Source organism: Pseudidiomarina donghaiensis (genome assembly GCF_900116895.1).
GTDB lineage: Bacteria > Pseudomonadota > Gammaproteobacteria > Enterobacterales > Alteromonadaceae > Pseudidiomarina > Pseudidiomarina donghaiensis.
The window spans coordinates 131779-155956 of sequence record NZ_FPCF01000004.1 but is presented as its reverse complement, the minus strand read 5'-3'; the positions used below and the strand labels follow the sequence as shown (position 1 = coordinate 155956).

20 protein-coding genes are annotated in these 24178 nt (G+C 48.2%); 11 read left to right on the top strand and 9 right to left on the bottom strand.

What is annotated here, in order from left to right; genetic code table 11:
* The first annotated feature begins 222 nt into the window (after nucleotides 1-222).
* Nucleotides 223-696, top strand: coding sequence for a ribonuclease HI (gene rnhA, locus BM334_RS08840; RefSeq protein ID WP_092840885.1), 474 nt, complete (start codon nucleotides 223-225; stop codon nucleotides 694-696).
* A 1-nt stretch (nucleotide 697) separates the two neighbouring features.
* Here the strand turns inward: rnhA and BM334_RS08835 are convergent, their stop codons facing one another.
* On the bottom strand, nucleotides 698-1093 hold the full coding sequence (locus BM334_RS08835; protein ID WP_092840883.1) for a rhodanese-like domain-containing protein: 396 nt from the start codon (nucleotides 1091-1093) through the stop codon (nucleotides 698-700).
* 28 nt (nucleotides 1094-1121) lie between these two features.
* On the bottom strand, nucleotides 1122-1844 hold the full coding sequence (locus BM334_RS08830) for a methyltransferase domain-containing protein (protein WP_092840881.1): 723 nt from the start codon (nucleotides 1842-1844) through the stop codon (nucleotides 1122-1124).
* A 75-nt stretch (nucleotides 1845-1919) separates the two neighbouring features.
* Here BM334_RS08830 and gloB point away from each other — a divergent pair, with 75 nt between their 5' ends.
* Both gloB and BM334_RS08820 read left to right on the top strand, forming a co-directional pair.
* Nucleotides 1920-2630 (top strand): hydroxyacylglutathione hydrolase, encoded by a 711-nt coding sequence (gene gloB, locus BM334_RS08825; RefSeq protein WP_241970973.1) that lies wholly within the window; start codon nucleotides 1920-1922, stop codon nucleotides 2628-2630.
* Nucleotides 2631-2672: 42 nt separating this feature from the next.
* On the top strand, nucleotides 2673-4283 hold the full coding sequence (locus tag BM334_RS08820; RefSeq protein WP_417664449.1) for a LysM peptidoglycan-binding domain-containing protein: 1611 nt from the start codon (nucleotides 2673-2675) through the stop codon (nucleotides 4281-4283).
* Nucleotides 4284-4287: 4 nt separating this feature from the next.
* On the opposite strand, the gene ligA is transcribed toward BM334_RS08820, so the two are convergent.
* The 3 genes from ligA to smc are packed head-to-tail and all read right to left on the bottom strand — an operon-like array spanning nucleotide 4288 to nucleotide 10825.
* On the bottom strand, nucleotides 4288-6333 hold the full coding sequence (gene ligA, locus BM334_RS08815; protein WP_092840877.1) for an NAD-dependent DNA ligase LigA: 2046 nt from the start codon (nucleotides 6331-6333) through the stop codon (nucleotides 4288-4290).
* A gap of 9 nt (nucleotides 6334-6342) precedes the next feature.
* Nucleotides 6343-7335 carry a cell division protein ZipA gene (gene zipA / locus BM334_RS08810; protein ID WP_092840875.1) on the bottom strand — a complete coding sequence of 331 codons (993 nt, stop codon included), beginning with the start codon at nucleotides 7333-7335 and terminating at the stop codon, nucleotides 6343-6345.
* Between the two features lie 34 nt (nucleotides 7336-7369).
* Complete coding sequence (gene smc / locus BM334_RS08805; RefSeq protein WP_092840873.1) at nucleotides 7370-10825, bottom strand: chromosome segregation protein SMC; 3456 nt, start codon at nucleotides 10823-10825, stop codon at nucleotides 7370-7372.
* Nucleotides 10826-11039: 214 nt separating this feature from the next.
* On the opposite strand from smc, the gene cysZ reads away from it, so the two are divergent.
* From cysZ to rnk, 4 genes are all read left to right on the top strand, one after another.
* Nucleotides 11040-11783, top strand: coding sequence for a sulfate transporter CysZ (cysZ, locus tag BM334_RS08800; RefSeq protein ID WP_092840871.1), 744 nt, complete (start codon nucleotides 11040-11042; stop codon nucleotides 11781-11783).
* A 55-nt stretch (nucleotides 11784-11838) separates the two neighbouring features.
* Nucleotides 11839-12705: a hypothetical protein gene (locus BM334_RS08795; RefSeq protein ID WP_126801848.1), complete on the top strand. Its 867-nt coding sequence runs from the start codon at nucleotides 11839-11841 to the stop codon at nucleotides 12703-12705.
* A gap of 40 nt (nucleotides 12706-12745) precedes the next feature.
* Entirely contained in the window at nucleotides 12746-14095 is a 1350-nt protein-coding gene (rimO, locus tag BM334_RS08790) for a 30S ribosomal protein S12 methylthiotransferase RimO (RefSeq protein WP_092840868.1), read from the top strand.
* Between the two features lie 317 nt (nucleotides 14096-14412).
* The gene (rnk, locus tag BM334_RS08780; protein WP_092840864.1) at nucleotides 14413-14790 is read left to right on the top strand and encodes a nucleoside diphosphate kinase regulator; all 378 of its coding nucleotides are present in this window, start codon (nucleotides 14413-14415) and stop codon (nucleotides 14788-14790) included.
* A 12-nt stretch (nucleotides 14791-14802) separates the two neighbouring features.
* On the opposite strand, the gene rmuC is transcribed toward rnk, so the two are convergent.
* Nucleotides 14803-16143 (bottom strand): DNA recombination protein RmuC, encoded by a 1341-nt coding sequence (gene rmuC / locus BM334_RS08775; RefSeq protein ID WP_092840862.1) that lies wholly within the window; start codon nucleotides 16141-16143, stop codon nucleotides 14803-14805.
* Nucleotides 16136-17647: a fumarate hydratase gene (locus BM334_RS08770; RefSeq protein ID WP_092840860.1), complete on the bottom strand. Its 1512-nt coding sequence runs from the start codon at nucleotides 17645-17647 to the stop codon at nucleotides 16136-16138. Before BM334_RS08770 ends, rmuC begins: the two co-directional genes overlap by 8 nt.
* Nucleotides 17648-17801: 154 nt before the next feature.
* On the opposite strand from BM334_RS08770, the gene pabB reads away from it, so the two are divergent.
* The 3 genes from pabB to BM334_RS08755 are packed head-to-tail and all read left to right on the top strand — an operon-like array spanning nucleotide 17802 to nucleotide 21114.
* Nucleotides 17802-19130 carry an aminodeoxychorismate synthase component I gene (gene pabB / locus BM334_RS08765; protein WP_198677375.1) on the top strand — a complete coding sequence of 443 codons (1329 nt, stop codon included), beginning with the start codon at nucleotides 17802-17804 and terminating at the stop codon, nucleotides 19128-19130.
* Nucleotides 19127-19723: a CoA pyrophosphatase gene (locus BM334_RS08760; RefSeq protein ID WP_092840858.1), complete on the top strand. Its 597-nt coding sequence runs from the start codon at nucleotides 19127-19129 to the stop codon at nucleotides 19721-19723. Before pabB ends, BM334_RS08760 begins: the two co-directional genes overlap by 4 nt.
* A 17-nt stretch (nucleotides 19724-19740) precedes the next feature.
* The gene (locus BM334_RS08755; protein ID WP_092840856.1) at nucleotides 19741-21114 is read left to right on the top strand and encodes an L-serine ammonia-lyase; all 1374 of its coding nucleotides are present in this window, start codon (nucleotides 19741-19743) and stop codon (nucleotides 21112-21114) included.
* A gap of 10 nt (nucleotides 21115-21124) precedes the next feature.
* Here the strand turns inward: BM334_RS08755 and cysB are convergent, their stop codons facing one another.
* Complete coding sequence (gene cysB, locus BM334_RS08750) at nucleotides 21125-22099, bottom strand: HTH-type transcriptional regulator CysB (RefSeq protein ID WP_092840854.1); 975 nt, start codon at nucleotides 22097-22099, stop codon at nucleotides 21125-21127.
* 80 nt (nucleotides 22100-22179) lie between these two features.
* Here cysB and BM334_RS08745 point away from each other — a divergent pair, with 80 nt between their 5' ends.
* On the top strand, nucleotides 22180-22527 hold the full coding sequence (locus BM334_RS08745) for a translation initiation factor (protein WP_198677374.1): 348 nt from the start codon (nucleotides 22180-22182) through the stop codon (nucleotides 22525-22527).
* Here the strand turns inward: BM334_RS08745 and BM334_RS08740 are convergent.
* Nucleotides 22524-24173, bottom strand: a complete 1650-nt coding sequence (locus BM334_RS08740) for an ATP-binding SpoIIE family protein phosphatase (RefSeq protein WP_092840852.1) — start codon at nucleotides 24171-24173, stop codon at nucleotides 22524-22526. The two genes, BM334_RS08745 and BM334_RS08740, sit on opposite strands and share 4 nt — an antisense overlap.
* Between the last annotated feature and the right edge of the window lie 5 nt (nucleotides 24174-24178).

The following is a 24178-nucleotide window of genomic DNA, read 5'->3' as shown; positions in this document are numbered from 1 at the left end:
TTATCCGTTATCCGTAGCCCGGCGTTCTACGCCGGGTAGCGCGAAGCGCTGTCAGTCATCATTGCTGACTAGTTTGCTTGTTTTGCTTGGTTGTAACAAGTAAATACACTAAAAAAGATCAAACCGACTTGGTTCTAAAATTCTGTTAGACTCGTCTTTTTACGAACAACGAACAGCGCAGCGGACCAACAGCGCAGCGCACGAAAAACGAGTAACACGCTAATGTCGAAAAAGGTGCATATTTATACCGATGGTTCATGTTTAGGTAACCCTGGGCCTGGTGGCTATGGTGTGGTTATAGAATACGGTGAACACCAAAAAGAATTGTCGCAAGGCTATAAATTAACGACGAATAATCGCATGGAAATGCTTGCAGCAGTGAAAGGATTAGAAGCTCTCACACGCCCCTGTGACGTGGTGTTAACCACGGATAGCCAGTACCTGCGCCAAGGCATTCAAAGCTGGATTCATAACTGGAAGAAAAACGGTTGGCGTACATCAAACCGCAAGCCGGTGAAAAACGCCGATTTATGGCAAGCCCTTGATCAAGCAGCGCAGCGTCATCACTCGGTGCGTTGGGACTGGGTGAAGGGCCATGCTGGTCACCCACAAAATGAGCGCTGTGACGAGCTTGCCCGCGTCGCCGCAAGCAGCAAAACACTGCTTGAGGACAACGGGTTTAAACCAGACGCCTAATTTATTCGCCGGCAACTTGTGGGTATTTGGCTTCTTCCCAAGCCTGCATGCCGCCGGCGACAGAAATGACCTTTGTTTTATCAAAGCCCATACGTACTAATGACTGAGCTGCTAATGCTGAGCGCCCGCCTGAACGACAAATTAAATACAAGGGTTCTTCGGCAATGCGCTGCAATGCGTCGTCATATCCGGCTACCGCAGGGTGTTGATTAATTTGCATTTCTAACACGCCACGAGGCATGTTCACGGCTTGACGGATATGCCCAGCGGCAAATTCACCTGGCTCCCGTACATCAATCACGCGAGCTCCCTCGGCAATTTTCTGTTGCAGTGCATGAACATCTACTTCGGTTACGTTCGCTTGTGCTTGGGCACAGTATTCCTTTGGACTTAACATCAACAACTCCTATTTCATCAACAAGTTTTTATTTAACGCGATTTGCAACGGGCATTGAACTCATACGTGGTTTTGCTCGTTGACGCACACGAACCACAGTCAACGGGAACTCGCGTTTGCGTGCCACAAGATAGTACATGCTACGTACTGGCGGCAGCATTTGGCTCAGTCGTGCCAGCCCAAAATCCGGGCTTTTAGTGGCGGACCACATCAATGTGGCGCCCGCATAACCCGATGCGATCACCTCAAAATTTAATAGTGACAGCCAGTCGTACACGCGAGCCTTAGTAAAATAGCGTCCACACCACGGTAGCTGCTGTAAATTAGTCGGCCATAATCCAGCCAACAATGCTGGTGATAGCGGATTAAAGCCGGCAATCACCACGTAGCCGTCGGCAATTAAACTGCGGCTTACTTCCCTTAATACTTGGTGTGGATCTCGTTCAAATTCAAGTTGCCCGACTAAAAATACCGCATCCAATGTGGACTCAGCAAACGGCAAATGTTCCAACTCGGCTCTAATCTTGGGCTCGGCATCCGCAGCCACTGAAAAATCATGTTGCAGTCGTAACTCAGGTAATTCCAATTGCGCGGCTAAATGCCCCAAGCGAGCTGAGTAATAGCCAAACATTTTTGCCGTATGTGGCGCCAGCGCTTCGCTTAACTGCTGCTTCAGCCATAAACCATGAGGTAACTGCTGCCAATTTAATGGCGCCTTGGTAACTTTTTCACGGCGTGCTGGCTTTAACATCGTTGCTTGCCCTCGTTATAATGACAACGTATAACTACGTTTATTAGCTTACGTTCGTTCATAGGATGGTGAATTATGCACGTGTCCGCAATTCCGGCCTTTGATGATAACTACATTTGGGCCATTCAGCCATACGATGGCGCTGATGCCATTATTGTTGATCCTGGTGACGATCAACCGGTTCGCGAATGGCTGCGCCATCACGATGTAGGAATTAATGCCATTCTGATCACCCACCACCACTGGGATCACACCCGAGGCTTGTTACCACTACTTGAAGATTACCCTGTTGCCGTATATGGCCCCCGAATTAGCAATATCGAAGGGGTTAGTCATCCCGTTGGGCATGGCGACCGCTTCAGTTTAATGGGTGATGTTACGTTTACCGTTTTTGCTACCCCTGGCCATACTCTAGATCACATATGCTTCTATACGCCAGGCCATGCTTTTGTGGGCGACACATTATTTTCTGCAGGCTGTGGCCGCATGTTTGAAGGCTCGCCTAAACAGTTTTATGAATCTTTACAGTGCTTAGCTGAACTACCTGACGTGACCAGCGTCTATTGTGCACACGAATACACAGAAGCGAACGTAAAATTCGCGCTAGCAGCTGAACCAACGAATGACGCATTACGTCAATATGCCGAACAAGTTCGAGCACTGCGCGAACACAGGTTAAAAACATTGCCAAGCACAATTGGCATTGAGAAAGCCATTAATCCATTTTTACGGGCCAAAAGTTCTGAGCATTTTGCTGAGCTGCGGCGGTGGAAAGACCAGTTCTAATCCCGTAAACTGCCGACAAATTAGAGTTTTGGAATGATGTACATGAAAAAATGGATAGCACTGGCAATTTCGAGCACTTTGGCAACGGGCTGCTCGTTAACGCCTTGGCAAACCGACTCTGCTGCTAATGAGACTATACAAACAGTTCCTGCGAAGCCAGTTGCAGAACCGGTTGAAACGAATGCTGTAACCGAGGCTGAGGCTATCGTTGCGCAGAACGAAGTCGTGCCCGAAATCATCGAGCTTAGCCCTCAGCAAGAAGCCGATTTATGGCAACGTATTCGTCGCCAGTTAACCATGGAAGCACCAGAGCTTCCACGCTTAGTCAGTCAGCGTAATTGGTATTTAAATAATCCCTATTACATGGAACGTGTGGCTAAACGCGCACAACCATTCATGTACCTGATTGTGGATGAAATTGAACGTCGTGGCATGCCGTTAGAGTTAGCCTTGTTACCTATTGTGGAAAGCGCGTTTGACCCTTTTGCGTACTCGCACGGTCGTGCCGCTGGTGTTTGGCAATTTATTCCAGGTACAGCGCGCCACTATGGCTTAGAAATCAATTGGTGGTATGACGGCCGTCGTGATGTCTATGCAGCAACCCACGCAGCTCTCGATTACCTTGATGCTCTGCAAAAACGTTTCGACGGTGACTGGCTGCATGCTTTAGCTGCCTACAATTCAGGTGAAGGCCGCGTTGCGAGTTCAATCCGCCGTAATAAGCGAGCCGGTAAACCAACCGACTTTTGGTCGCTGGACCTACCGCGGGAAACCCGTGCTTATGTGCCGAAACTACTCGCACTTGCCGACATTCTCAAAAATTACGATGACTATGCCAAACATTGGCTTCCCATTGACAACAAGCCCTACTTAGCTGTTGTTGAAGCACATAGCCAAATTGACTTAGCTAAAGCAGCAGAAATAGCTGAACTTGATCTGGATACGTTGCATCATTACAACTCGGCTTATAATCGCTGGGCTACTGACCCTGTAGGGCCACACCGTTTATTGTTGCCGATAGAAAATGCAAGTAAATTACAAACCTGGTTAGCTACCGCCGACAGCAAAGAGCTAGTGCAGTGGACTCGCCATCAAGTAAAATCTGGCGAAAGCTTGTTGGTTATTGCCAAGCAATACCACACCACGGCAAAAGCAATTCAGCAAGCCAATAATATTTCCGGCCATATTATTCGCGCCGGTGATCATTTATTGGTGCCTGTCGCCACGCGTGATCTTGATGAATACAACCTCTCAGCAGAGCAACGCTTAGTCAGTAAGCAATCACAGTCACGTGGCGCGTACAAAGTAGAGCATTTAGTCGTTAGCGGAGATACGCTCTGGGATATTAGTCGCGAATATAATGTAAATTTACGATCGTTGGCGAGTTGGAATGGCATGGCGCCGACCGACCCACTGCGCCCCGGTAAAAAATTAGTCGTTTGGTTGCCACACTCAGAAAAGCCAGCGGGCGTTGTCCGCAGCCTGCATTATAAAGTCCGCTCGGGTGATTCGTTAGCGCGAATTGCCTCGCGCTTCAATGTGAGTATTACTGATATTGAGAAATGGAACCAAATCAATCGCAACAATTACCTGCAACCGGGCCAGCAACTTAAGCTGTTTGTCGATGTCACCCGGTTAAATACACAGTCCTGAGTAATTAACTATTCAGCAGGTCGATTAAATCGGCCTCGCTGAGTATGGTTACCCCGAGTTGTTCCGCTTTGGTTAGTTTTGACCCAGCATTATCGCCGGCAATCACTGCCGTCGTTTTAGCCGACACACTGCCAGAAACTTTTGCGCCACGAGCTTGTAATGCATGCTTCGCTTCATCTCTGGTCATTTGACTCAAGGTACCAGTCAACACGTAAGTATTACCAGCCAAAGTGGCTTCGCTCTGTGCTAATTTCTCAACCGCCGGCCAATGGATACCAAGCTCCAGCAATTCGTTAATAACCTCTTGGTTATGAGGTTCGCGGAAGAATTGGTAAATATGGCTAGCGACCACAGTTCCTACGTCGCTAACAGCTTCTAATGCGTCAATATCAGCGTTGCTTAATGCTTCTAGCGACGCAAAATGCGTTGCTAAGTTTGCCGCTGTCGCCTCACCCACTTCACGAATACCTAGTGCATACAAAAATCTCGGTAACGTTGTTGTTTTGCTAGCCGCTATAGCGCTACTGATTTTTTCAGCTGACTTTTGCCCCATACGAGGTAAGTGGGCTAACTCTCGAACCGACAAACGATATAGGTCGGCTGGTGATTTTACCCACTCGCGTTCCACCAATTGTTCAATCAGTTTATCGCCGAGTCCATCGATATCCATGGCTTTTCGAGCTGCAAAATGCTTGATGGCCTCACGCCGCTGCGCAGCACAAATCAGCCCGCCCGTGCAGCGTGCAACGGCTTCACCTTCTGCCCGTTCTACGTGCGAGTTACATACTGGACAATGCTGCGGAAATTCAATTTTCTGGGTGTTTTCAGGACGTCGCTCAAACACCACTTGCACGACTTGTGGAATAACATCTCCCGCGCGTCTAATTATCACCGTGTCGCCGATGCGAATATCCAAGCGCTCTATTTCGTCGGCATTGTGTAACGTTGCATTAGAAACCGTTACCCCACCAACAGCAACAGGCTCAAGCCGAGCTACTGGGGTAATAGCGCCGGTACGGCCAACTTGGAAATCGACACCTCGAATAACGGTTAACTCTTCTTGCGCAGGAAACTTCCATGCGATAGCCCAACGCGGAGCTCGCGAAACGAACCCCAAGTCTTGCTGAAGGGCAATACTGTTTACCTTAAGTACAATGCCATCAATTTCATAACGCAAGTCTGCGCGACGCGCCAAGATATCATCATAATAGGTCTTACAATCGCTGCTTTGCGCGACAACTTTTACTTCATCGCTAATAGGCAGCCCCCAACTTTGTAGCTGTTCAAGGCGACCAAAATGCGTGTCAGCTAGGTCAACATCCTCACTAACTACGCCCATGCTATACGCATAAAAATGTAATGGCCGTTTGGCGGTAATATGCGAATCTAATTGCCGCAGACTGCCCGCAGCAGCATTTCGTGGATTAGCAAAGGTTTTTTCACCCGCAGCGAGTGCCTTCTCATTGTACTTTTCAAATGCGTTGGTCGGCATAAACACCTCGCCGCGCACTTCTACTCGAGTTGGAAATTCGCCTTGCAATTGCAGCGGCACATTGCGAATAGTGCGTACATTCGCGGTAATATCTTCGCCTGTTTGCCCGTCACCACGAGTCGCAGCGCGAACTAGTTCTCCGCCTTCATACAAAATACTAACCGCTGCTCCATCGAGTTTGGGCTCACAACAAAATGCAATGGCTGTCGCGCTATCTAAACGCTCCGCTACGCGCGTTGCAAACGTCTCAAACTCCTCCGCAGAAAAAGCATTATCAAGGCTCAGCATGGGCGTTTCGTGGGCGACTTGGGTAAACGCATCTAGCGCTTTGCCGCCAACTTTTTGCGTGGGTGAAGCATCACTTTGAAGCTCAGGATGCCGTTGTTCTAAATCAACTAATTCGCGAAACAGGCGATCATACTCGGCATCAGGCACCGTCGGCTGATCGAGTTCGTAGTACTCACGGTTATAGCGTGTCAACAACGCTCGCAACTGAGCGACTCGCTGCTCTAAGTTAGAACTATCAGCGCTTTCTTGTTCAAATAAATCTCTGTTCATGATGTCCGTTTAGCTTGAATGTTTGATCAGTCGTTTGCGTTCAAATTCACGTATCCGCTGATGAATGTGTTGCACGGCTTGGCGGGTCAACGGGTTACGATGTTCATCAAGTACCTGCCCACGCCCTACTGCAGCTGCCAGCTTCACTGCTGCGTTATGCATCATGTTAAATGCCTGCAACGAGTTACTTTTTATTGGTAACGCCAAAAACAATGCGACGCCGTCCGTTTGGAAAGTTTCTATGGTATCAATGTTAAAGCTACCCGGGTTATACATGTTTGCTAAACTGAACAACACCGCGCCATTTCCGGCTGTATCTACGTGGCGGTGGAATATGTCAAAATCACCGAACTTAAAGCCAAGCTCGGTCATTTGTTGCAACAACACAGCACCTTGAATATCTCCGCTTACGTGCAAAACTATAACTTCGTCAGGTTCGTCATTTAGCATTGGCTCGTCATCGCTGCGCTCAAGCGGTAGTTCCATGCTTTGCTGAGATGGTTGTGATGCATTTGTCGTTGCTGGTTGTGACGAGTTCGATGATTCAGCGCTAGGCTTGGCAGCCGCTTTTTGGCCGGCACTTACCAGCGTAGGCTCTGCAGATTTTTTCTGCGACCGCTCGAGCAACTCCTCGTGCTCGACTTTCACTTCCGGCAAATCAAGTTCAGGCTCATCATCACTGGCTCGAATAGCTACTTCGGGCTGGTCCTCGTGTTTCACAGCCTTATGCTCTGGCGTTTCCGGCGTTTCATCAATTGATTCTAACCGAGGTTCAGGAACACTTTCGGCGGCTTTTCGCGGCGCGCTTTTAACCACCCGAACGGCGCCAACACCATCATCATCAAAGCCTTGGTTGTCTACTTGACGACGTTTTTGTTCGATCATTTCGGCGCGTTGTTGTTGCGCTTTTTCATTACGCCGAATGGTCCATATACCGTGACCAATAATCGCGGCGATTAGCACTAACCCGATGATACTAAAAACTATCTGCATCGTACTCATATCATGCAACTCACTTGCCTAATCGTAATTGTTGTCAAGACGCTTCTGTAAGCGCCACGGCTTCATCTATATCCACAGCAACAAGCCGCGATACGCCAGCTTCTTGCATGGTTACCCCAGCTAAATGGGAGGCCATTTCCATCGCCACTTTATTGTGACTAATATAAATAAATTGCACGCTCGCAGACATTTCCTCAACGAGTCGACAGAAGCGTCCCACGTTAGCATCGTCTAGCGGCGCGTCCACTTCATCTAGCAAACAAAACGGAGCCGGATTCAAACGAAATATCGCAAAAACTAATGATAAAGCGGTCAGCGCTTTTTCACCACCCGAAAGCAAGTGAATTGTGCTGTTTTTCTTACCCGGCGGCCTCGCCATAATGCTCACACCGGTTTCCAACAGGTCGTCGTCGGTCAGTTCTAAGTAGGCACTGCCGCCGCCAAACACCTTTGGAAATAACTCTTGCAAGCCACTGTTTACCGCATCGTATGTGGTGCGGAAACGATGTCGCGTTTCTTTGTCAATTTTTCGAATAGCCGTTTCAAGAGTTTCCAATGCCGCCGATAAATCGTCGTTTTGCTGATCCAGATATTGCTTGCGCTCTGCGAGGGTTTCCGCTTCCTCGATGGCTGCTAAGTTAATGGCTCCAAGACGTTGGATGGCGTTTTGTAAACGCTCTAATTCTGTTTGCCAAGCTTTTTCATCAGCGGTTTCTGGCAACTGCTCAAGCACTGGTTTTAACGGTTGGTTCATTTCTTGTAATACAGCTAACACATTGCGTGTGCGTTCTTGCAGCGCGGCAAGCTCCATCTGGCTACTTTGCAATTGCGCGCGAACTTTTTCCACCTGCCCATGCACGCCTTGTGCGCCTTGGCTAATTTCACGAATTTTGGCTTCTTGCTCACTCAATGTATTCGCCCAAGTGCGCCGCTCTTCGTCCACCTGTTCGCGCGTTTGCAACAATTCCTCAAGCTGCATGGCTAACAATTCAAGCTGTTCTTGGCCTTCAACATCGGGTTCGTTGAACTGTTGTAACTGTTCGTGTAATTGCTGCTGTTGCTGCGCAACACGACTTATCAGCGTTTGATGGTGTTGCAACTGGGTTTGCGCCTGCTGCAGTTGCATGGTCAATTGTTGTAACTGTTGTTGCGCGGTCGTTAAAGCATCTCGCGATTGCTGCCGCGCCAACTGCAGTTCACTGCGTTTTGCTTGCCAACTATCGTCATCGCCGGTGGGTTGCTGTTCGCTTAGCTGCAATAGCTGCTGCTCAACCTCTTGCTGGGTCAAAGCGAGCGTTTCTTGCTCTTGCTGCCATTGCTCGAATTGCTCGCTCAATTGTTGCTGCTTAAGCCCTAACGCTTGCGCTTGTTGCTGCTGCCACTTCAGTTTTTCTTGGCGGCTTGCTAGCTGCGCCTGCACCTCTCGTAGGCTATCTTGAGTCTGGCTATGTTGGTGTTGCACTTCTTCAAGTTGTTGCTGTAGCTGTTGGCGTTGCTGCTCAATGGTCGCTAAGCGTTGTTCTGCTTGTTGCTGTGACGCCAGCACATCAGCCAGCTCTTGTTGTTGCGCGAGCTGGCTGTCTGCGGCAGTAAAATTCGCTACCTGAAAACCACCGCGATGTAGCCATTGGCCTTCTGCCGTTATCCAAGCGTCACTAGGCGTTTCGCTATCTGCATTGTCGACACAGGTTATGCCCTGCAATAATGCCCACCGCGCCAATGGCCCCGTCACTTTACTTGCCAAGCTAGTCGCTTCAACGTTACGAGCGCTTAGGGTAATTAAACGCGCACCGAGCTGCTGTGGCCATTGGGCGGGTAATTTTTCTACCACCCAAGCATCTAGCCAAGGGGCAATAACTTGTTCAACGGCCAGTTGCCAGTCGGTATCGGCTTGCAGCAAGTCTCGAACCTGCCCGAGTGGCTTGATGTTGTGTTGTTGCAGCCATTGCTGTAGGGCCGCTGGCCAGTCTTGCGCTTGAGCGGCTTTTAATAAATGTTCCAAGGAGCTTTGGCGCCCGAGCAGCTGTTGTTGAGTCGACTTTTGTTCGTCGCGCTCAACGAATAGTTGCTCAAGTTCAGCGTGCAATTGCTGTTGTTGTGATTGCGCTTGCAGTACACGCTGCTGCTGCAATTCTGCCTGTTCTGTCAGTTTCGCAATCTGCGTTTGCAAATCGCTGCTGTCTAATTGCTGTTGTTCGCGTTGCAATTCGTCAATGGCGGTTTTAGCGCGAGTTAATTCGTCGCTAAGTCGCTGTTGCTGATGTTCTAAGCGCTGCTGCTGCAATTGTAACTGCTGTTGTTGTTCACGGCGGCGCTGCAATGCATCAAGGTGTTGCTGATAATCGTCCTGCCACTTTAACCAAGCCGATTCATCCTGTTCAAAACGCTCGCTAGCTGCAGCAACGGCTTGCTCTGCCGCTTCGTGTTGTGGCTGTAGTTCGAGCACCGTGGCCTCTAGCTCTTCACGCTGTAACTGGTCATCGGCAAGGGTTTGCTGCAACTGGTCTAATTCAGCTTGTAATTGGCCGCGGCGCTGTTCACGCTGTTGCAGTTGCTGGCGTTGGGTTTGTAATTGATGTTCGGTACGAGTAACGTCATTGCCTAACTGATAATACTGCTGCTGCACGGCATCTAACTTTTGCTTACTTTCTTCAGCTTGCTCGCGCAACTCGGTGGTACCGCGTTCGCTCCCACGCTGTTCAGCCAGCCACCGCTCTAGCTCTGTTTCTTGTTCACGAATTTTGGCTCGAATAACTTCAGCTTGCTGCTCTTGTGCTAACCAGCGCAGCGCTTGCAACTCGGCTTTGTACTTGCGTTCTTGTGCTTTTAAATCTTTGTAGCGGCGAGCAGCGGCAGCTTGGCGTTGTAATTTATCTAACTGACTACCGAGTTCATCACGCACATCGTTTAAACGATCAAGATTGTCGCGTGTATGCTGCATGCGGTTTTCAGTTTCACGGCGGCGCTCTTTGTATTTCGAAATGCCTGCCGCTTCTTCAAGAAATACGCGCAGCTCTTGGGGTTTTGACTCAATCAGCCGTGAAATCATGCCCTGCTCAATTATGGCGTAGCTACGTGGGCCTAAACCAGTACCTAAAAACAGGTCGGTAATATCACGGCGCCGACACTTACTGCCATTCAAAAAATAATCCGAGCGACCATCACGCGTTACCAAACGTTTAACCGAAATCTCAGCATAGTTAGCGTATTCACCTTGAATGCGCCCAGAGGTATTATCAAAAACCAACTCAACACTGGCTTGAGAAACCGGTTTACGAGCATTTGAGCCGTTAAAAATCACGTCGGTCATGGCGTCGCCGCGCAAGTTTTTCGCCGAACTTTCGCCTAGCACCCAGCGCACCGCGTCAATGACATTTGACTTGCCACAGCCATTCGGGCCCACCACACAGGTCATTTGGTGCGGAAAGGGTACTTTTGTAGGGTCGACAAATGATTTAAAGCCAACCAGTTTTATATGTTTAAGGCGCATTTATAGTCGTTATATGTTCGCTACCAAATGAAGATAAGGTTGTTCGTGCTAAATGGCTTCGACATTAGCAGATAATCAGCTATTTTGTAACAGATTTACACGTTCTAGAACAATCTCAATAAGATAATATTTACTTACAGTTCGTTGCCAAACAAGTTGCTTGTCTACGTTATAATCGCGACTATAAATAAATGTAAAAACGCAAAGGATTAATATGCCGATTTATAGTGAATTTGGCGGTAGTTATGTTGCCCGCGGTTTTGAACTTGCCTTTCAAAAAGGTGTGCGTCGTTACGTTTGGGTGCCGCTGATAATAAATATAGTGCTATTTAGTGTTGCCATTTATTACACGTTTCATTACGCAACCTTGTGGGTGGCTGACCTCATGGCATGGCTGCCTGGCTATTTACAGTGGCTAGAAGTATTACTGTGGCCGTTGGTCATTATTGGTGTAGTGTTGGTGTTCGCCCTTACCTTCACAAGCGTTGCCAATATTATTGCGTCCCCATTTAATAGTTTGCTCGCTGAAAAAGTAGAATATAAGCTCACCGGTATTGCCCCGGTCGACGGTGGTGTTAGCGGTATGGTGCGCGACATTCCACGGATTATTGGCCGTGAGCTCCAAAAAATCATCTATTTCTTACCACGAATTATTGGTTTTGGCCTATTGCTGCTGTTCGTTCCAATAGTCGGCCAACTGCTGTGGTTTCTATTCGGCGGTTGGATGATGACAATTCAGTATGCCGACTACCCCTTCGACAACCATAAAGTGCCGTTTCGAACCATGCGCGCAGAACTCTGGCAGCGCTCAGGGAAAAGCCTAAGTTTTGGCTGTATTGTCGCCGTTCTGGCTAGTATTCCTATCGTTAACTTAGTGATGATTCCAGTCGCGGTTTGCGGCGCCACGGCAATGTGGGTAGATCACATAAGATTCGCGACGAATGACACTATGAAATAGCTCTCGACCTGTTTATAATTTTTTAACATGTTAAGCAATCGAGCAGTGTTGCAGAATGAAAAGTCAGATTTCGTTGGGGCACCTTATGATGTCGCTGGTGGGCATGCTACTCATGTGCACCGCGGGCAGTGCCCTCGCGACAGCAGACAGTCTTAAACCGAATCGACCAGCAGACGACTACATCCTCTGGTCGGCCAATGTCGCACCGCCCTTTCATATTATTGACGGTGAACTTGCTCACCAAGGTGTTTGCGATGTGCTTGTCGACTCATTTAAGCGTGCAATGCCAAATACACAACACCAAGTAGAATACTTGCCTCAAGCGCGAATTGGTATGTTGTGGGAGAATGAGCAAAACTTGTGTTACCCGTGTATGATTCACCGCCCGGCTAATGACCAACAGTTAATTATTTATTCAGAACCAACCCACGACTACCCATCACACGGAATTATTACTCGCCCAGCCCTTGCCGACACTTTAACTAAAAAGTATGGCGATCCTGTTGATCTTGAGTTGATGCTAGCTGATCGTAGTTATAGATTCGTTCAGCCCATTGGCCGTATGTACGGGCAGTTACAAAGTTTACTTGAACAATACGTGCTAGATACGTCACTACACCTTGATTTAACGAGCGATAACGCGAACACCGCCATGCTATCCATGATTCTTCGCGAGCGCATTGATTTCACGATTGATTACCCAATGATCAAAGCTTATTACGAACAAACCGAAGGCGGAAATTTAGCTTTCCTACCCATTGCTCAGTTAGCTGGAGAACGTATCAAAGGCGCTGTAGCCTGCACTCGCAATGACTGGGGTTCAGAAGTAATACAGCGCATAAATTCGGCCATTCCACAAGTACAGCAAGACCCAGCTTTTCAACAAACTTTGAAACAGTGGTTAGAGCCAATTCAGCCGTGATATAATCTGCGCTTCGTTTTAATAAGCACATGAGCGCACAATGACTGTTGAACAATTTACCCCGAACACCTCGTCAAACTCGGCAAAAATAGGTTTTGTTAGCCTTGGCTGCCCGAAAAACTTGGTGGACTCTGAGCGTATTCTTACCCAACTTCGCACCGAAGGGTACGATATCGTTAACAGTTACGACAATGCCGATATGGTTATTGTAAATACCTGCGGCTTTATTGACTCGGCCGTTCAAGAGTCGCTTGACGCCATTGGTGAAGCATTAAACGAAAATGGCAAAGTTATAGTCACTGGGTGTCTTGGCGCTAAAGACGATGAAATTCGTGAAGTACACCCCAATGTGCTGGCTATTACTGGCCCGCATGCCTATGAAGAAGTGATGGGGCATGTACATCAACATGTGCCTAAACCTGAAAAAATTCCATTTGAAAACTTAGTGCCAGAAACTGGGGTGAAACTGACACCACGGCATTTTGCGTATTTGAAAATATCTGAAGGCTGCAACCATCGTTGTACGTTCTGTATTATTCCTTCCATGCGCGGTGACTTAGTCAGCCGTCCAATTGGTGATGTATTAAGCGAAGCCCAGCGCTTAGCGAACGCCGGCGTCAAAGAGCTGCTGGTTATTTCACAAGACACTAGCGCCTATGGCGTTGATGTAAAAAACAAAACCGGGTTTTGGGATGGCCAACCGGTGAAAACCAGCATGCAAGCACTTTGCGAAGCCTTGGGTAAACTAGGCATTTGGGTTCGTCTGCACTATGTGTACCCGTACCCATCGGTTGATGATGTCATTCCATTAATGGCTGAAGGCAAGTTATTGCCTTATTTGGACATTCCGTTACAGCACGCAAATAAGCGTATTTTACGCCTCATGAAGCGCCCAGGTTCAGCCGAACGCACTCTTGAGCGCATTCAAAAATGGCGTGAAATTTGCCCTGACTTAATCATTCGCAGCACATTTATTGTTGGCTTTCCTGGTGAAACGGAAGAAGAATTTGAAGAACTACTTCAGTTTTTGCGTGAAGCACAACTTGACCGTGTCGGTTGCTTCACCTACTCCGACGTTGAGGGCGCCAAAGCGAACGAGTTGCCTGATCCAGTACCCGAGCATATCAAGCAAGAACGTTATGCGCGCTTTATGGAAGTTCAGCAACAAATTAGTGCGGCGCGTTTACAAGCCAAAATTGGCCGCACCCTGCGTATTCTCATTGACGAAGTTGATGACGAAGGAGCCATTGGCCGCAGTTACGCTGATGCACCTGAAATTGACGGCTTGGTTTACTTAAACGGTGAGCAGAACGTCGCCCCGGGTGACATGGTTGACGTGTTGATTGAACATGCCGATGAATATGATTTATGGGGCACTGTGCAGCGTTAAAAATTGCTACGCAGAAAGCTAACTCATTCACCGCAAGGCAAGTGAATATTTCACTTGCCTTTATTTTTGGCGGCTCTATTATTTACTCATCTGATAGCAAGTTCTGTTTCTTAAGCTTAAAGGAAATTAAACGGCTTTATGCTGAACTATACGCGTAGCGTTTTTATTACTGTTCTTACCTTACCTAGTTAAGCCGGGCGTACTTTCTTACGTCCGGCACATTGTGCTGTTTGTGCACACCAAACATCAAATAACTACCCCATAAACAACGAATCGCTACTGGCTATTACATTTTCGTGATGAACGAGGAAAATATCATGAATCAACCGGATATTATGATCACACAACATGATCTTGAACAAATTGAAGGCTTGCTTGCAACGCCAACTAAAAAACCCGACTGTGTGGACGCGCTCGAAGGAGAACTTGCCCGCGCCAAAGTCGTTAAGTCAGCAGAGTTACCTGAAAATGTAGTTGCTATTGGTAGCACGGTAACGTTCAAAATTGTCGCAACAGGCGCCACTTTCACCAAAGTACTCTGCCTGCCCCGCGATGCAGAACAGGTTGAAAACGGAATTTCGGTGTTTGCTCCAATCGGAGCTGCAATTTTGGGCTTAGCTGAAGGCCAACAAATTGAATGGGATAGCCCTCGAGGGCAGCAGAGAATAGAGATAATCAACGTAGCGCACGGTTAACCGTGCGCTTTTTTATGATTCATCATCGTCATCTTTGTCACCATTGTTCAATAGTTTACGGTCAATTTGCTTAGATGACTGAACGCCTAGTTTTTTAAAGTTTTCAACGCGCCCAACTAAGTTACCACGGCCACTAGAGAGCTTATTCATTGCACCATCATAATGCTTGCGAACACTGTCAATGGCGTTGCCAATTTTTTGCATATCGTCAATAAAGCCAACAAATTTGTCATAGAGTTTGGTGGCTTCGTTGGCAATAACTTGCGCATTTTGATTCTGATATTCATATTGCCAAATGTTATTAACCGTACGCAGTGCAACCAGCAAATTGGTCGGGCTTACCAGCATAATATTGTTATCGAGTGCTAAGCGAATCAACTCAGGATCACGGTCGACAGCCAACAAAAACGCTGGTTCAATAGGAATAAACATCAGCACATAATCAAGCGTTCGCACACTTTCCAACTGCTGATAGTTCTTCTTACCTAACCCTTTAATGTGATTCCGCAGTGAGGTGACATGATCAGTCATTGCGCTTTCGCGCTCGGCATCATCATCGCTATTAAAGTAACGCTCATAAGCAACGAGCGACACTTTTGAGTCGATGACCACGTCTTTGTCGTTTGGCAAGTGCACCACAACGTCAGGCTTAAAGCTTTTGCCGTCTTCGTCACGATGATGCGACTGGGTTTCGTATTCTTGCCCTTCGCGCAAGCCCGATTGATTGAGAATACGCTCTAATACCACCTCGCCCCAGGTACCTTGTGCTTTGGTGTCGCCTTTTAAAGCGCGGGTTAAGGCTTCGGCTTCAGCGGCCATTTGCTTATTCAAGTCGCGTAACGAATTCACTTGCTCGGTTAACGCTGAACGCTGCTTAAGCTCTTCCGTGTACTGCTGAGTCACTTGGGTTTTAAACGCTTCAAGCTGCTGTTTAAACGGAGCCAGCGTGGTTTCTAAGGTTTGTTTGCTGTTCGCTTGTAAACGCTCAGATTTTTGTTCAAAAATTTGCTGGGCTAAGCGCTCAAACTCTTTCTTTAATCGCTCTTCACTGGCTTCTAATAGCTGTTGCTTTTCTGTCGCGTTTTGCAATTTAGCGCCAAGCTCGGCGCGCACCGCTGCTAGCTCTGCCTGCAAGTTGCTGCGTAGCTGCTGAGTGTGTTGTAGTTGCTCGGTTACGGTGTTTACCCGAGTTTCGTACGAATCTCGCTGCTGCTGCAGTTGCTCGCGGGCATCGCTAAGTTGGCTAGCCAACATTTTTTGCCGCGGCCCTAACCACAACCAAGTGATTGCAACGCCAATAATAGCAGCGGCGCTAACCGCTGCTATCACATGCCAAAGCGCAAGACTAAGCATCAGCGGCTTCCAGTTTCACGCGCCAAATAGCAGGCCCGGTTTCGTGCGCATTTTCGCCCGTACTGTCTACCGCGACAGTCACTGGCATGTATTCCACGTCAAACTCATAAATGGCTTCCATACCTAAGTCTTCAAAGGCAACCACACGGGCTTTTTTAATGGCTTTAGCCACCAGGTATGCAGCACCACCTACCGCCATTAAATACACCGCTTTATGTTGCTTGATACTCTCGACGGTAGCTGGGCCACGCTCAGCTTTACCAATCATGCCCAAAATACCGGTTTTATCGAGCATCATGTCGGTGAATTTATCCATCCGGGTGGCTGTCGTTGGGCCGGCAGGGCCAACCACTTCATCACCCACAGGGTCTACTGGGCCAACGTAGTAAATAAACTTGTTGGTAAAGTCGACCGGCAATTGCTCGCCACGATCAAGCATGTCTTTAATACGCTTGTGCGCAGCATCACGACCAGTCAGCATTTTGCCTGAAAGCAATACGGTTTCGCCGGTTTTCCAGCTTTCAATATCGGCCTGAGTCACCGTATCCAAATTCACACGGCGCGCATCGTCACCAAGCTCAAAAGTAATATCCGGCCAGTCTTCTAGTTTAGGTGGCTGCAAGTCTGCCGGGCCTGAACCGTCTAGCACAAAATGCGCGTGACGTGTTGCCGCACAGTTTGGAATGAGGGTTACCGGCTTGGAAGCCGCATGGGTTGGTGCGCTTTTAATTTTCACGTCCATCACCGTGGTCACGCCGCCTAAGCCTTGTGCGCCGATACCAAGCTTATTCACACGATGATAAATTTCTAAACGCAGCTCTTCTTCGGCATTTTGTGGGCCGCGATCAAGCAACTCTTGAATGTCTACTGGGTCCATCAGTGCTTCTTTGGCCAATACCGCTGATTTCTCGGCCGTACCACCAATACCCAAGCCAATCATACCTGGCGGGCACCAGCCAGCTCCTAATTTAGGCATGGTTTCGACCACCCAATCAGCGATATTGTCACTTGGATTCAGCATCACCATTTTCGATTTATTTTCTGAACCGCCACCTTTGGCCGCAATCATCACTTCAATGTTATCGCCCGGCACCATATCAATGTGCACCACAGCTGGCGTGTTATCGCCGGTGTTTTTACGCTTTCCTGCCGGGTCGGCAACAATAGAAGCTCGCAGCGGGTTTTCTGGGTTGGTGTAAGCGCGACGAGTGCCTTCATCTACCATTTGTTGCACGGTCATGTCAGTTTTGTCCCACTGCACCCCCATCCCTACTTTTACAAAGCAGGTGACAATACCCGTGTCTTGGCAAATTGGCCGCCGGCCTTGGGCCGACATCCGTGAGTTCGTCAGTACCTGGGCAATGGCGTTCTTCGCCGCGTCACTTTGTTCGCGGTGGTAGGCTTTTTCGAGCGCCTGTACGAAATCTAGCGGGTGATAATACGAAATGTACTGCAACGCATCTTCAATGCTTTCAATAAAGTCTGCCTGACGAATAATAGCCATGAATACCTCGGAATTCGCTTAAGTTTCTTTTTAAGGGGGTAACGTAAAGTTGACGCTATCATAGCCTTTTGTCACCACGCTGACCAGTTTTCAGCACAGCTTCTTGTAGAGATTATGATATGCTTCACGGCAGATTTACCATGGAGGTTTTGCAGTGCCGTTAGTCGCCGTTCAATTGCCGATCAATTCACCTTTAGCCGAGGTTTTCGAGCGCTGTGCGCACGAACCTTGGGCATTGCTGTTAGACAGCTGTGACAGCGCTGCAGGGCAATGGGACATGATTTTTCGCCAACCGGTAAGCCTAGTTACCGACATCAACGATTGGCCAAGCCAGCTGGCGGCTTTGCTTGCCCAAACACCAAGCTACGAAGGCCCTCAGCATTTGCCATTTCAAGGCGGTTTAGCGGGTGCTTGGAGTTACGATGCAGGGCGAGCATTAGAACAGTTACCCACGCAAGCTGAGGCCGATATTTCGCTGCCAGACATAGCCGTTGGTTTATACACGCAAGCACTGATGCAACAGCGTGTAACCGGCGAAACTTGGCTCTTGGCCGAGGCATCACAAATAAAGGCATTAAGCGACTACTGGCTTGCCGCTGAGCAACCGGCACAGCAACATTTTACCCTAAAGAGCGCTTGGCAAAGCAATATGACAGCTGAGCACTATGCTGACAAATTCAAGCAAGTACAGAACTACTTGCTCGCCGGTGATTGTTATCAGGTTAATCTAGCCCAGCGTTTTCAAGCGAACTATCAAGGCACTACATGGTCGGCCTATAAAAACCTGCGGGCCCACAATAATGCGCCGTTTTCGGCCTACTTTAAGTTCCCCGAGGGCGCCCTACTGTCGTTATCACCGGAGCGTTTTTTAGCCATTGATACCAACGGCCATGTGGAAACCAAGCCCATTAAAGGCACCCGGCCTCGACAAACCGATCCGGTTCAAGATCAAGCCATGGCCGAAGCATTGCGACACTCAACCAAAGACCGTGCCGAAAATGTCATGATCGTTGACTTGCTGCGCAATGATCTTAGCCGCGTATGTAAACCTAGTAGCGTTAAAGTACCTCAATTATTTGCTATTGAGTCGTATCCTGCTGTGCATCATTTAGTAAGCACTGTGGTTGGCGAATTAGCGGATACCAAGCAAGGTATTCACTTACTTGCTCAGTGCTTTCCCGGCGGCTCTATTACCGGCGCCCCGAAAATTCGCGCCATGGAAATTATTGACGAGCTTGAGCCTCATCGCCGCAGCTATTATTGCGGTAGTTTTGGTTATTTTTCACAACATGGTCACGCCGATACCAATATCGCCATACGTACTCTGGTTGCGGTGCAGCAGAACCCACAGACTGGCCATATCTATTGCTGGGCCGGTGGCGGTTTGGTGGCTGATTCTGAATGTGCCGCTGAATACCAAGAAACCTTCGATAAGGTGGCCCGAATTCTGCCAGTGTTGAGCGCGGAGTCGCCACCAGTATGACCCGTGACGAGTTTTTGCACCGCTTTCAGCTCAACCCAGCGCCGCAACTAAAGCGACCGTTACTCAAGCGTTTACGCCCGGCTGCGGTGCTCGTCGTATTGCTTGAGCAACATGGCGAACTGCACGTGGTGCTCACGCAACGCAGTGCGCAGCTGCGTCATCATGCCGGACAAATTAGCTTTCCCGGTGGGCGACAAGAGCCGCAAGACAAAGATCTATATACCACCGCACTACGCGAAGCGCACGAAGAAATAGGCCTTGACCCAAGCGCAGTGACGCTGCTTGGGCAACTACAAGACTATCCGGTTATTAGCAACTTCTTAATTCGACCATTTGTGGTATTTGCTGAACCTAGCCAACCCTTTGTACGCGAAGCACGAGAAGTTGCCGAAATTTTTACCGTGCCGCTGCGTGAAGTACTGCATCAACACCAGCATTATGTGTATCGGCTACGGCGTTTTATTTATGATCAGGTATACTTTATCCCCTACCAACAACGAAATATTTGGGGAGCAACCGCTGGAATTTTGCGTGAACTAGCCGATCACGTGTATCCTGAGCGGCAATTTATGTATCGTCCACTTAATGACTAACGGAATTAGAAAAATTTATGATTAGTGTGTTTGATATCTACAAAGTCGGAATTGGTCCTTCCAGCTCACATACCGTGGGCCCTATGCGCGCTGCCTATGAATTCTTGCACGCGGCAGATAAGGCCGTTGGTTTAACCAATGCCGACGGTATTCTGGTTGAACTATTCGGTTCGTTAGGCCAAACCGGTAAAGGTCACGGCACCGGTAAAGCGGTTATTTTAGGGTTGGCCGGAGAACAGCCAGAGACGGTAGACACCACCACGGTTGATGACTTCTTACAACGCACCGACGAAAACCAAACTTTGGCCCTGTTAGGCACACACCAGATCAAATTCCCGCGCGAAGGCGCTATTGTTTTTCATCGCCGTAAAACCATGCCGCGGCACGCTAATGCTATGGAGCTTCGTCTGTATAAAGGCGACGAGGTTATCTACCAAGATTTATATTACTCCATTGGCGGTGGTTTTATTGTTCGCGATGCAGATTTTGAAGACAGCCTTGAAGAGGCCATCGAGCAATCAAGCAAGCCAATTCCTTATCCGTTCGATAGCTGCGATGAATTACTGCAACACTGTAACGAACACGGTTTACGAATCAGCTCGTTAATGCTGGCCAACGAAAAAGTATTTCGCAGCGAAGCTGATATTCGCAGTGGCTTAATGCACATTTGGAAAACCATGGATGAATGCATTGACCGTGGTATTCGCACCGAAGGTATCTTGCCAGGCGGCTTGAAGGTTCGTCGTCGGGCGCCTGGTTTATATCAACGCCTGAAAAACGAAAAATCGACCGACCCCATGCAAACCATGGACTGGGTCGATTTATTTGCGTTAGCCGTGAACGAAGAAAACGCCGCGGGCGGGCGCGTAGTTACCGCACCCACAAATGGTGCTGCAGGAATTATTCCGGCGGTTATGAAATACGCCGATAAATTCATTGCCCCGTTAGATGAAGAAACCGTGGTGCGATTCTTATTAACCTCTGCTGCCATTGGTATTTTGTACAAGAAAAACGCTTCTATTTCCGGCGCTGAAGTTGGCTGCCAAGGTGAAGTGGGCGTGGCCTGCTCCATGGCTGCCGGCGCTTTAGCTGAGCTAATGGGTGGTAATGTGAGCTCGGTTGAATGCGCGGCTGAAATTGGCATGGAACACAACTTAGGATTAACCTGTGATCCTGTAGGTGGCTTAGTTCAGGTGCCTTGTATTGAGCGTAATGCTATGGGCTCCATTAAAGCCATTAATGCCGCACGACTTGCGTTGCGCGGCAGCGGTGATCACAAAGTTTCCCTAGATAAGGTTATTAAGACCATGTGGGACACCGGCAACGACATGAAAACCAAGTACAAAGAAACCGCACGTGGCGGCTTAGCCGTGAACATTATTGAGTGTTAACACGGCCCGCTTAAAGTAAGGGTAACTCGATATTTTTAAATAGTTTATCGATTTCTTCTTGCGATTTCTTGGTCATCGCCTCATCCACCCGCGAACGGGTGAGATGAGGCGCAAAACCTTCCAGAAAGTCATACATATAGCCACGTAAAAAAGTGCCTTTGCGGAAGCCAATTTTAGTCGTACTCGAGGTAAACAAGTGCCCTGCTGAAATACTTAATAAGTCACTATCGTGGTTTTTATCTATTGCCATACTTGCCACCACACCAACTCCTAAACCCATACGCACGTAGGTTTTAATAACGTCAGCATCGGTTGCCGTAAATACCACATTGGGTTTGATTCCAGCTTCACTAAAGGCTTTATCTAACTCTGAACGCCCAGTAAAACCATGCACATAAGTCACAATCGGGTATTGCCCTAAGTCGGTTACACTCACCTTGTCTAATTGCCCTAACGGGTGGTCTGGCGGCGCAATAATTGAACGGTTCCAGTGGTAACAAGGCAACATTATCAAGTCTTGATACAAATGCAGCGCTTCGGTTGCGATTGCAAAATCAGCCCTGCCCTTTGCCGCAGCTTCACTAATTTGTTCAGGAGAGCCTTGATGCATGTGCAACGAAACCTCGGGGTAGCGCAGCATAAAGTCTTTAATCATTGCTGGTAGTGCGTAACGTGCTTGAGTATGGGTTGTGGCTATGTTCAGTTTGCCTTGATTGGGCTGCGTATACTCGCCGGCCACGGCACGAATAGATTCCACCTGAGACAGTATATTTCGAGCAATTTGAATCACCTCATGGCCGGCAGCCGTGACATGCGTCAAATGCTTGCCACTGCGCTCAAATATTTGAATGCCAAGTTCATCTTCAAGCATGCGCACCTGCTTACTTATACCTGGTTGCGAGGTATACAAACTATCAGCAGTCGCTGAAACGTTGAGATTATGATTTAATACTTCGACAATATAGCGCAGTTGCTGCAACTTCATGGCTTGATCCAAAGTTAAATGCTTATGCCAAAAATATATAACACCTTAGCTATTTATTCCAAGACGAATTTGAGGAAATAGTGAGCAGTTTACAAGAACAGTTGAAAAATCTCGGTTTTAAGGCTCCGCCCGATGAGTCTGAAACGAACGCTGCAGACTCAACCCGCAATAACGAGACACCTGACACTTCGGTACCTGTGCGAATTCAAAGGCAAACCAAAGGACGAAAAGGTAAAGGCGTCACGGTAATTTTCGAGCTGCCAACCCAGCCGGCTCTCCTGCAAGAGTACGCATCGGCATTGCGTAAACTTTGCGGCGTAGGGGGGGCTGTAAAAGACGATACGATCGAATTACAAGGCGACCAACGAGAAAAAGCGAAGCGTTGGCTTGAGCAAAAAGGCTTTTCCGTTAAGCTTGCCGGCGGCTAAAGCTGATAATTAAAGGATACTTCACGTTTCTCTTGGTCCCAGCACAAATTACTTGTCATTTGACGAAGTAAATCAAGGCCGCGTCCATAACTTTTGGTTAAATCGTGTTTATTGGCCGTAGCGGCAAAACCATGTCCGCTATCGGCCACGCTAACACGCAATTGTCGTTGTTCCGTGGCAAAGGCTACGCTAATCGTGATATGCCCTTGGTCAAGCTCTGCAAGACGCTCATGGCGCAGTTGATAGTAGTGAGCAAAACCGTCTACATCTTGCTTTATTGACGAGTCTAAGCCCAACAGTCCGTGCTCCAAGGCATTATTAAATGCCTCGGCCAAAAAAAGATAAATAGTTGTGCGATGGCGACGCAAAAACGGCAATTGGCTCAGCGCAGCAAGAATATGACTTACCGGATCGATTGTTTTGAGGTGTTCAGGCGTCAACTCTACCTTTATTTCAAAGGGTAAACCATACATGTCGGCCTCTGGCTGAACCGCTCCTAAACCGGTTGCCCTGCACTGCAAAATAGCCAATGACAAATCATCATGTAAGGGGGTTTCGCCTCGAAATCCTTCGAGAGCCTCAACGATTTTAGTAAATTCTTCAGCTTGCGGGTGTTTACTCAATAAAATCTCGAGTGCTTCTGAACCTAAAAATTGATGTTGATGCCCAAGCAGCTCGGTAACACCGTCGGTGAACAGAGCAATGGAACTACGAGCTGGGGTTCTAAATGTAGTGACGCGGCTATCAAACTCATCGTCATCGACCACGCCTAATGCCATATGACCTGGACTGAGACGTCGCAAAATTTCGCCAGTATCATTGAACAACAGCGCCGGGGGCATGCCCCCATTCCAATAGGTTACTCGTTCACCATTGGCAGAAAGCTCCAGCAAAATAGCAGCGCAAAACATATCATTTGGCAGCAACCGGTTCATTCGGTAGTTAAACTCGGTCACCATTTCAGCTACCGAAACACCCCGATCTGACATCGCAAAAAAAGCTTGAGAAAGTGGCAGCGCACCAGTTGCGGGAGCCAGCCCGTGCCCAGTGAAGTCAGCCATTAGCATATAGATGTTGCCCAAGGGGCCTGGCGAAATTAAGCACAAGTCGCCATTAAATTTTGACACTGGTGTTAAGTACGTTTGTACAAACTCGAAATCAAGATAATTTCGACTCAGTGCATTCTGGAAAATATGCTCAACCAGTTGATGTTCTCGCTCAACTCGTGCCTTGTGCCACGCCAGCGAGCGACGCATGGCATCAACTTGGCTTTCATTTTCATACAGTCGCCGCAACAATTCGATGCGCATTCGCACTAATCCCAAAGGCTCAGGCCACAATAAGATGTCAGGTACGCACGCCAACCAAGTATCAATATTTACATCAGCCTCCGTGATTAACAATCCAACCTGAGACTGGCTTGCCTGCGGTGCTATATCCGTTTGGTTATTTAATGTAGCCGCTGACATTAGCCAAATCATCGGCGGTCGAATGTGTTGCTGATTGACGTTCTTGTAGGATGATATTTTTAAATTCTTCAGCCCAAGTTGCTGAAGTTGTGCTGCCGCATCTTGCGCAAAAGTTGAGTCATCAACGATCAGCCAAGTTGGCGCTTTATCGATGGGAGGCTCAATATAAATATCCATTTACA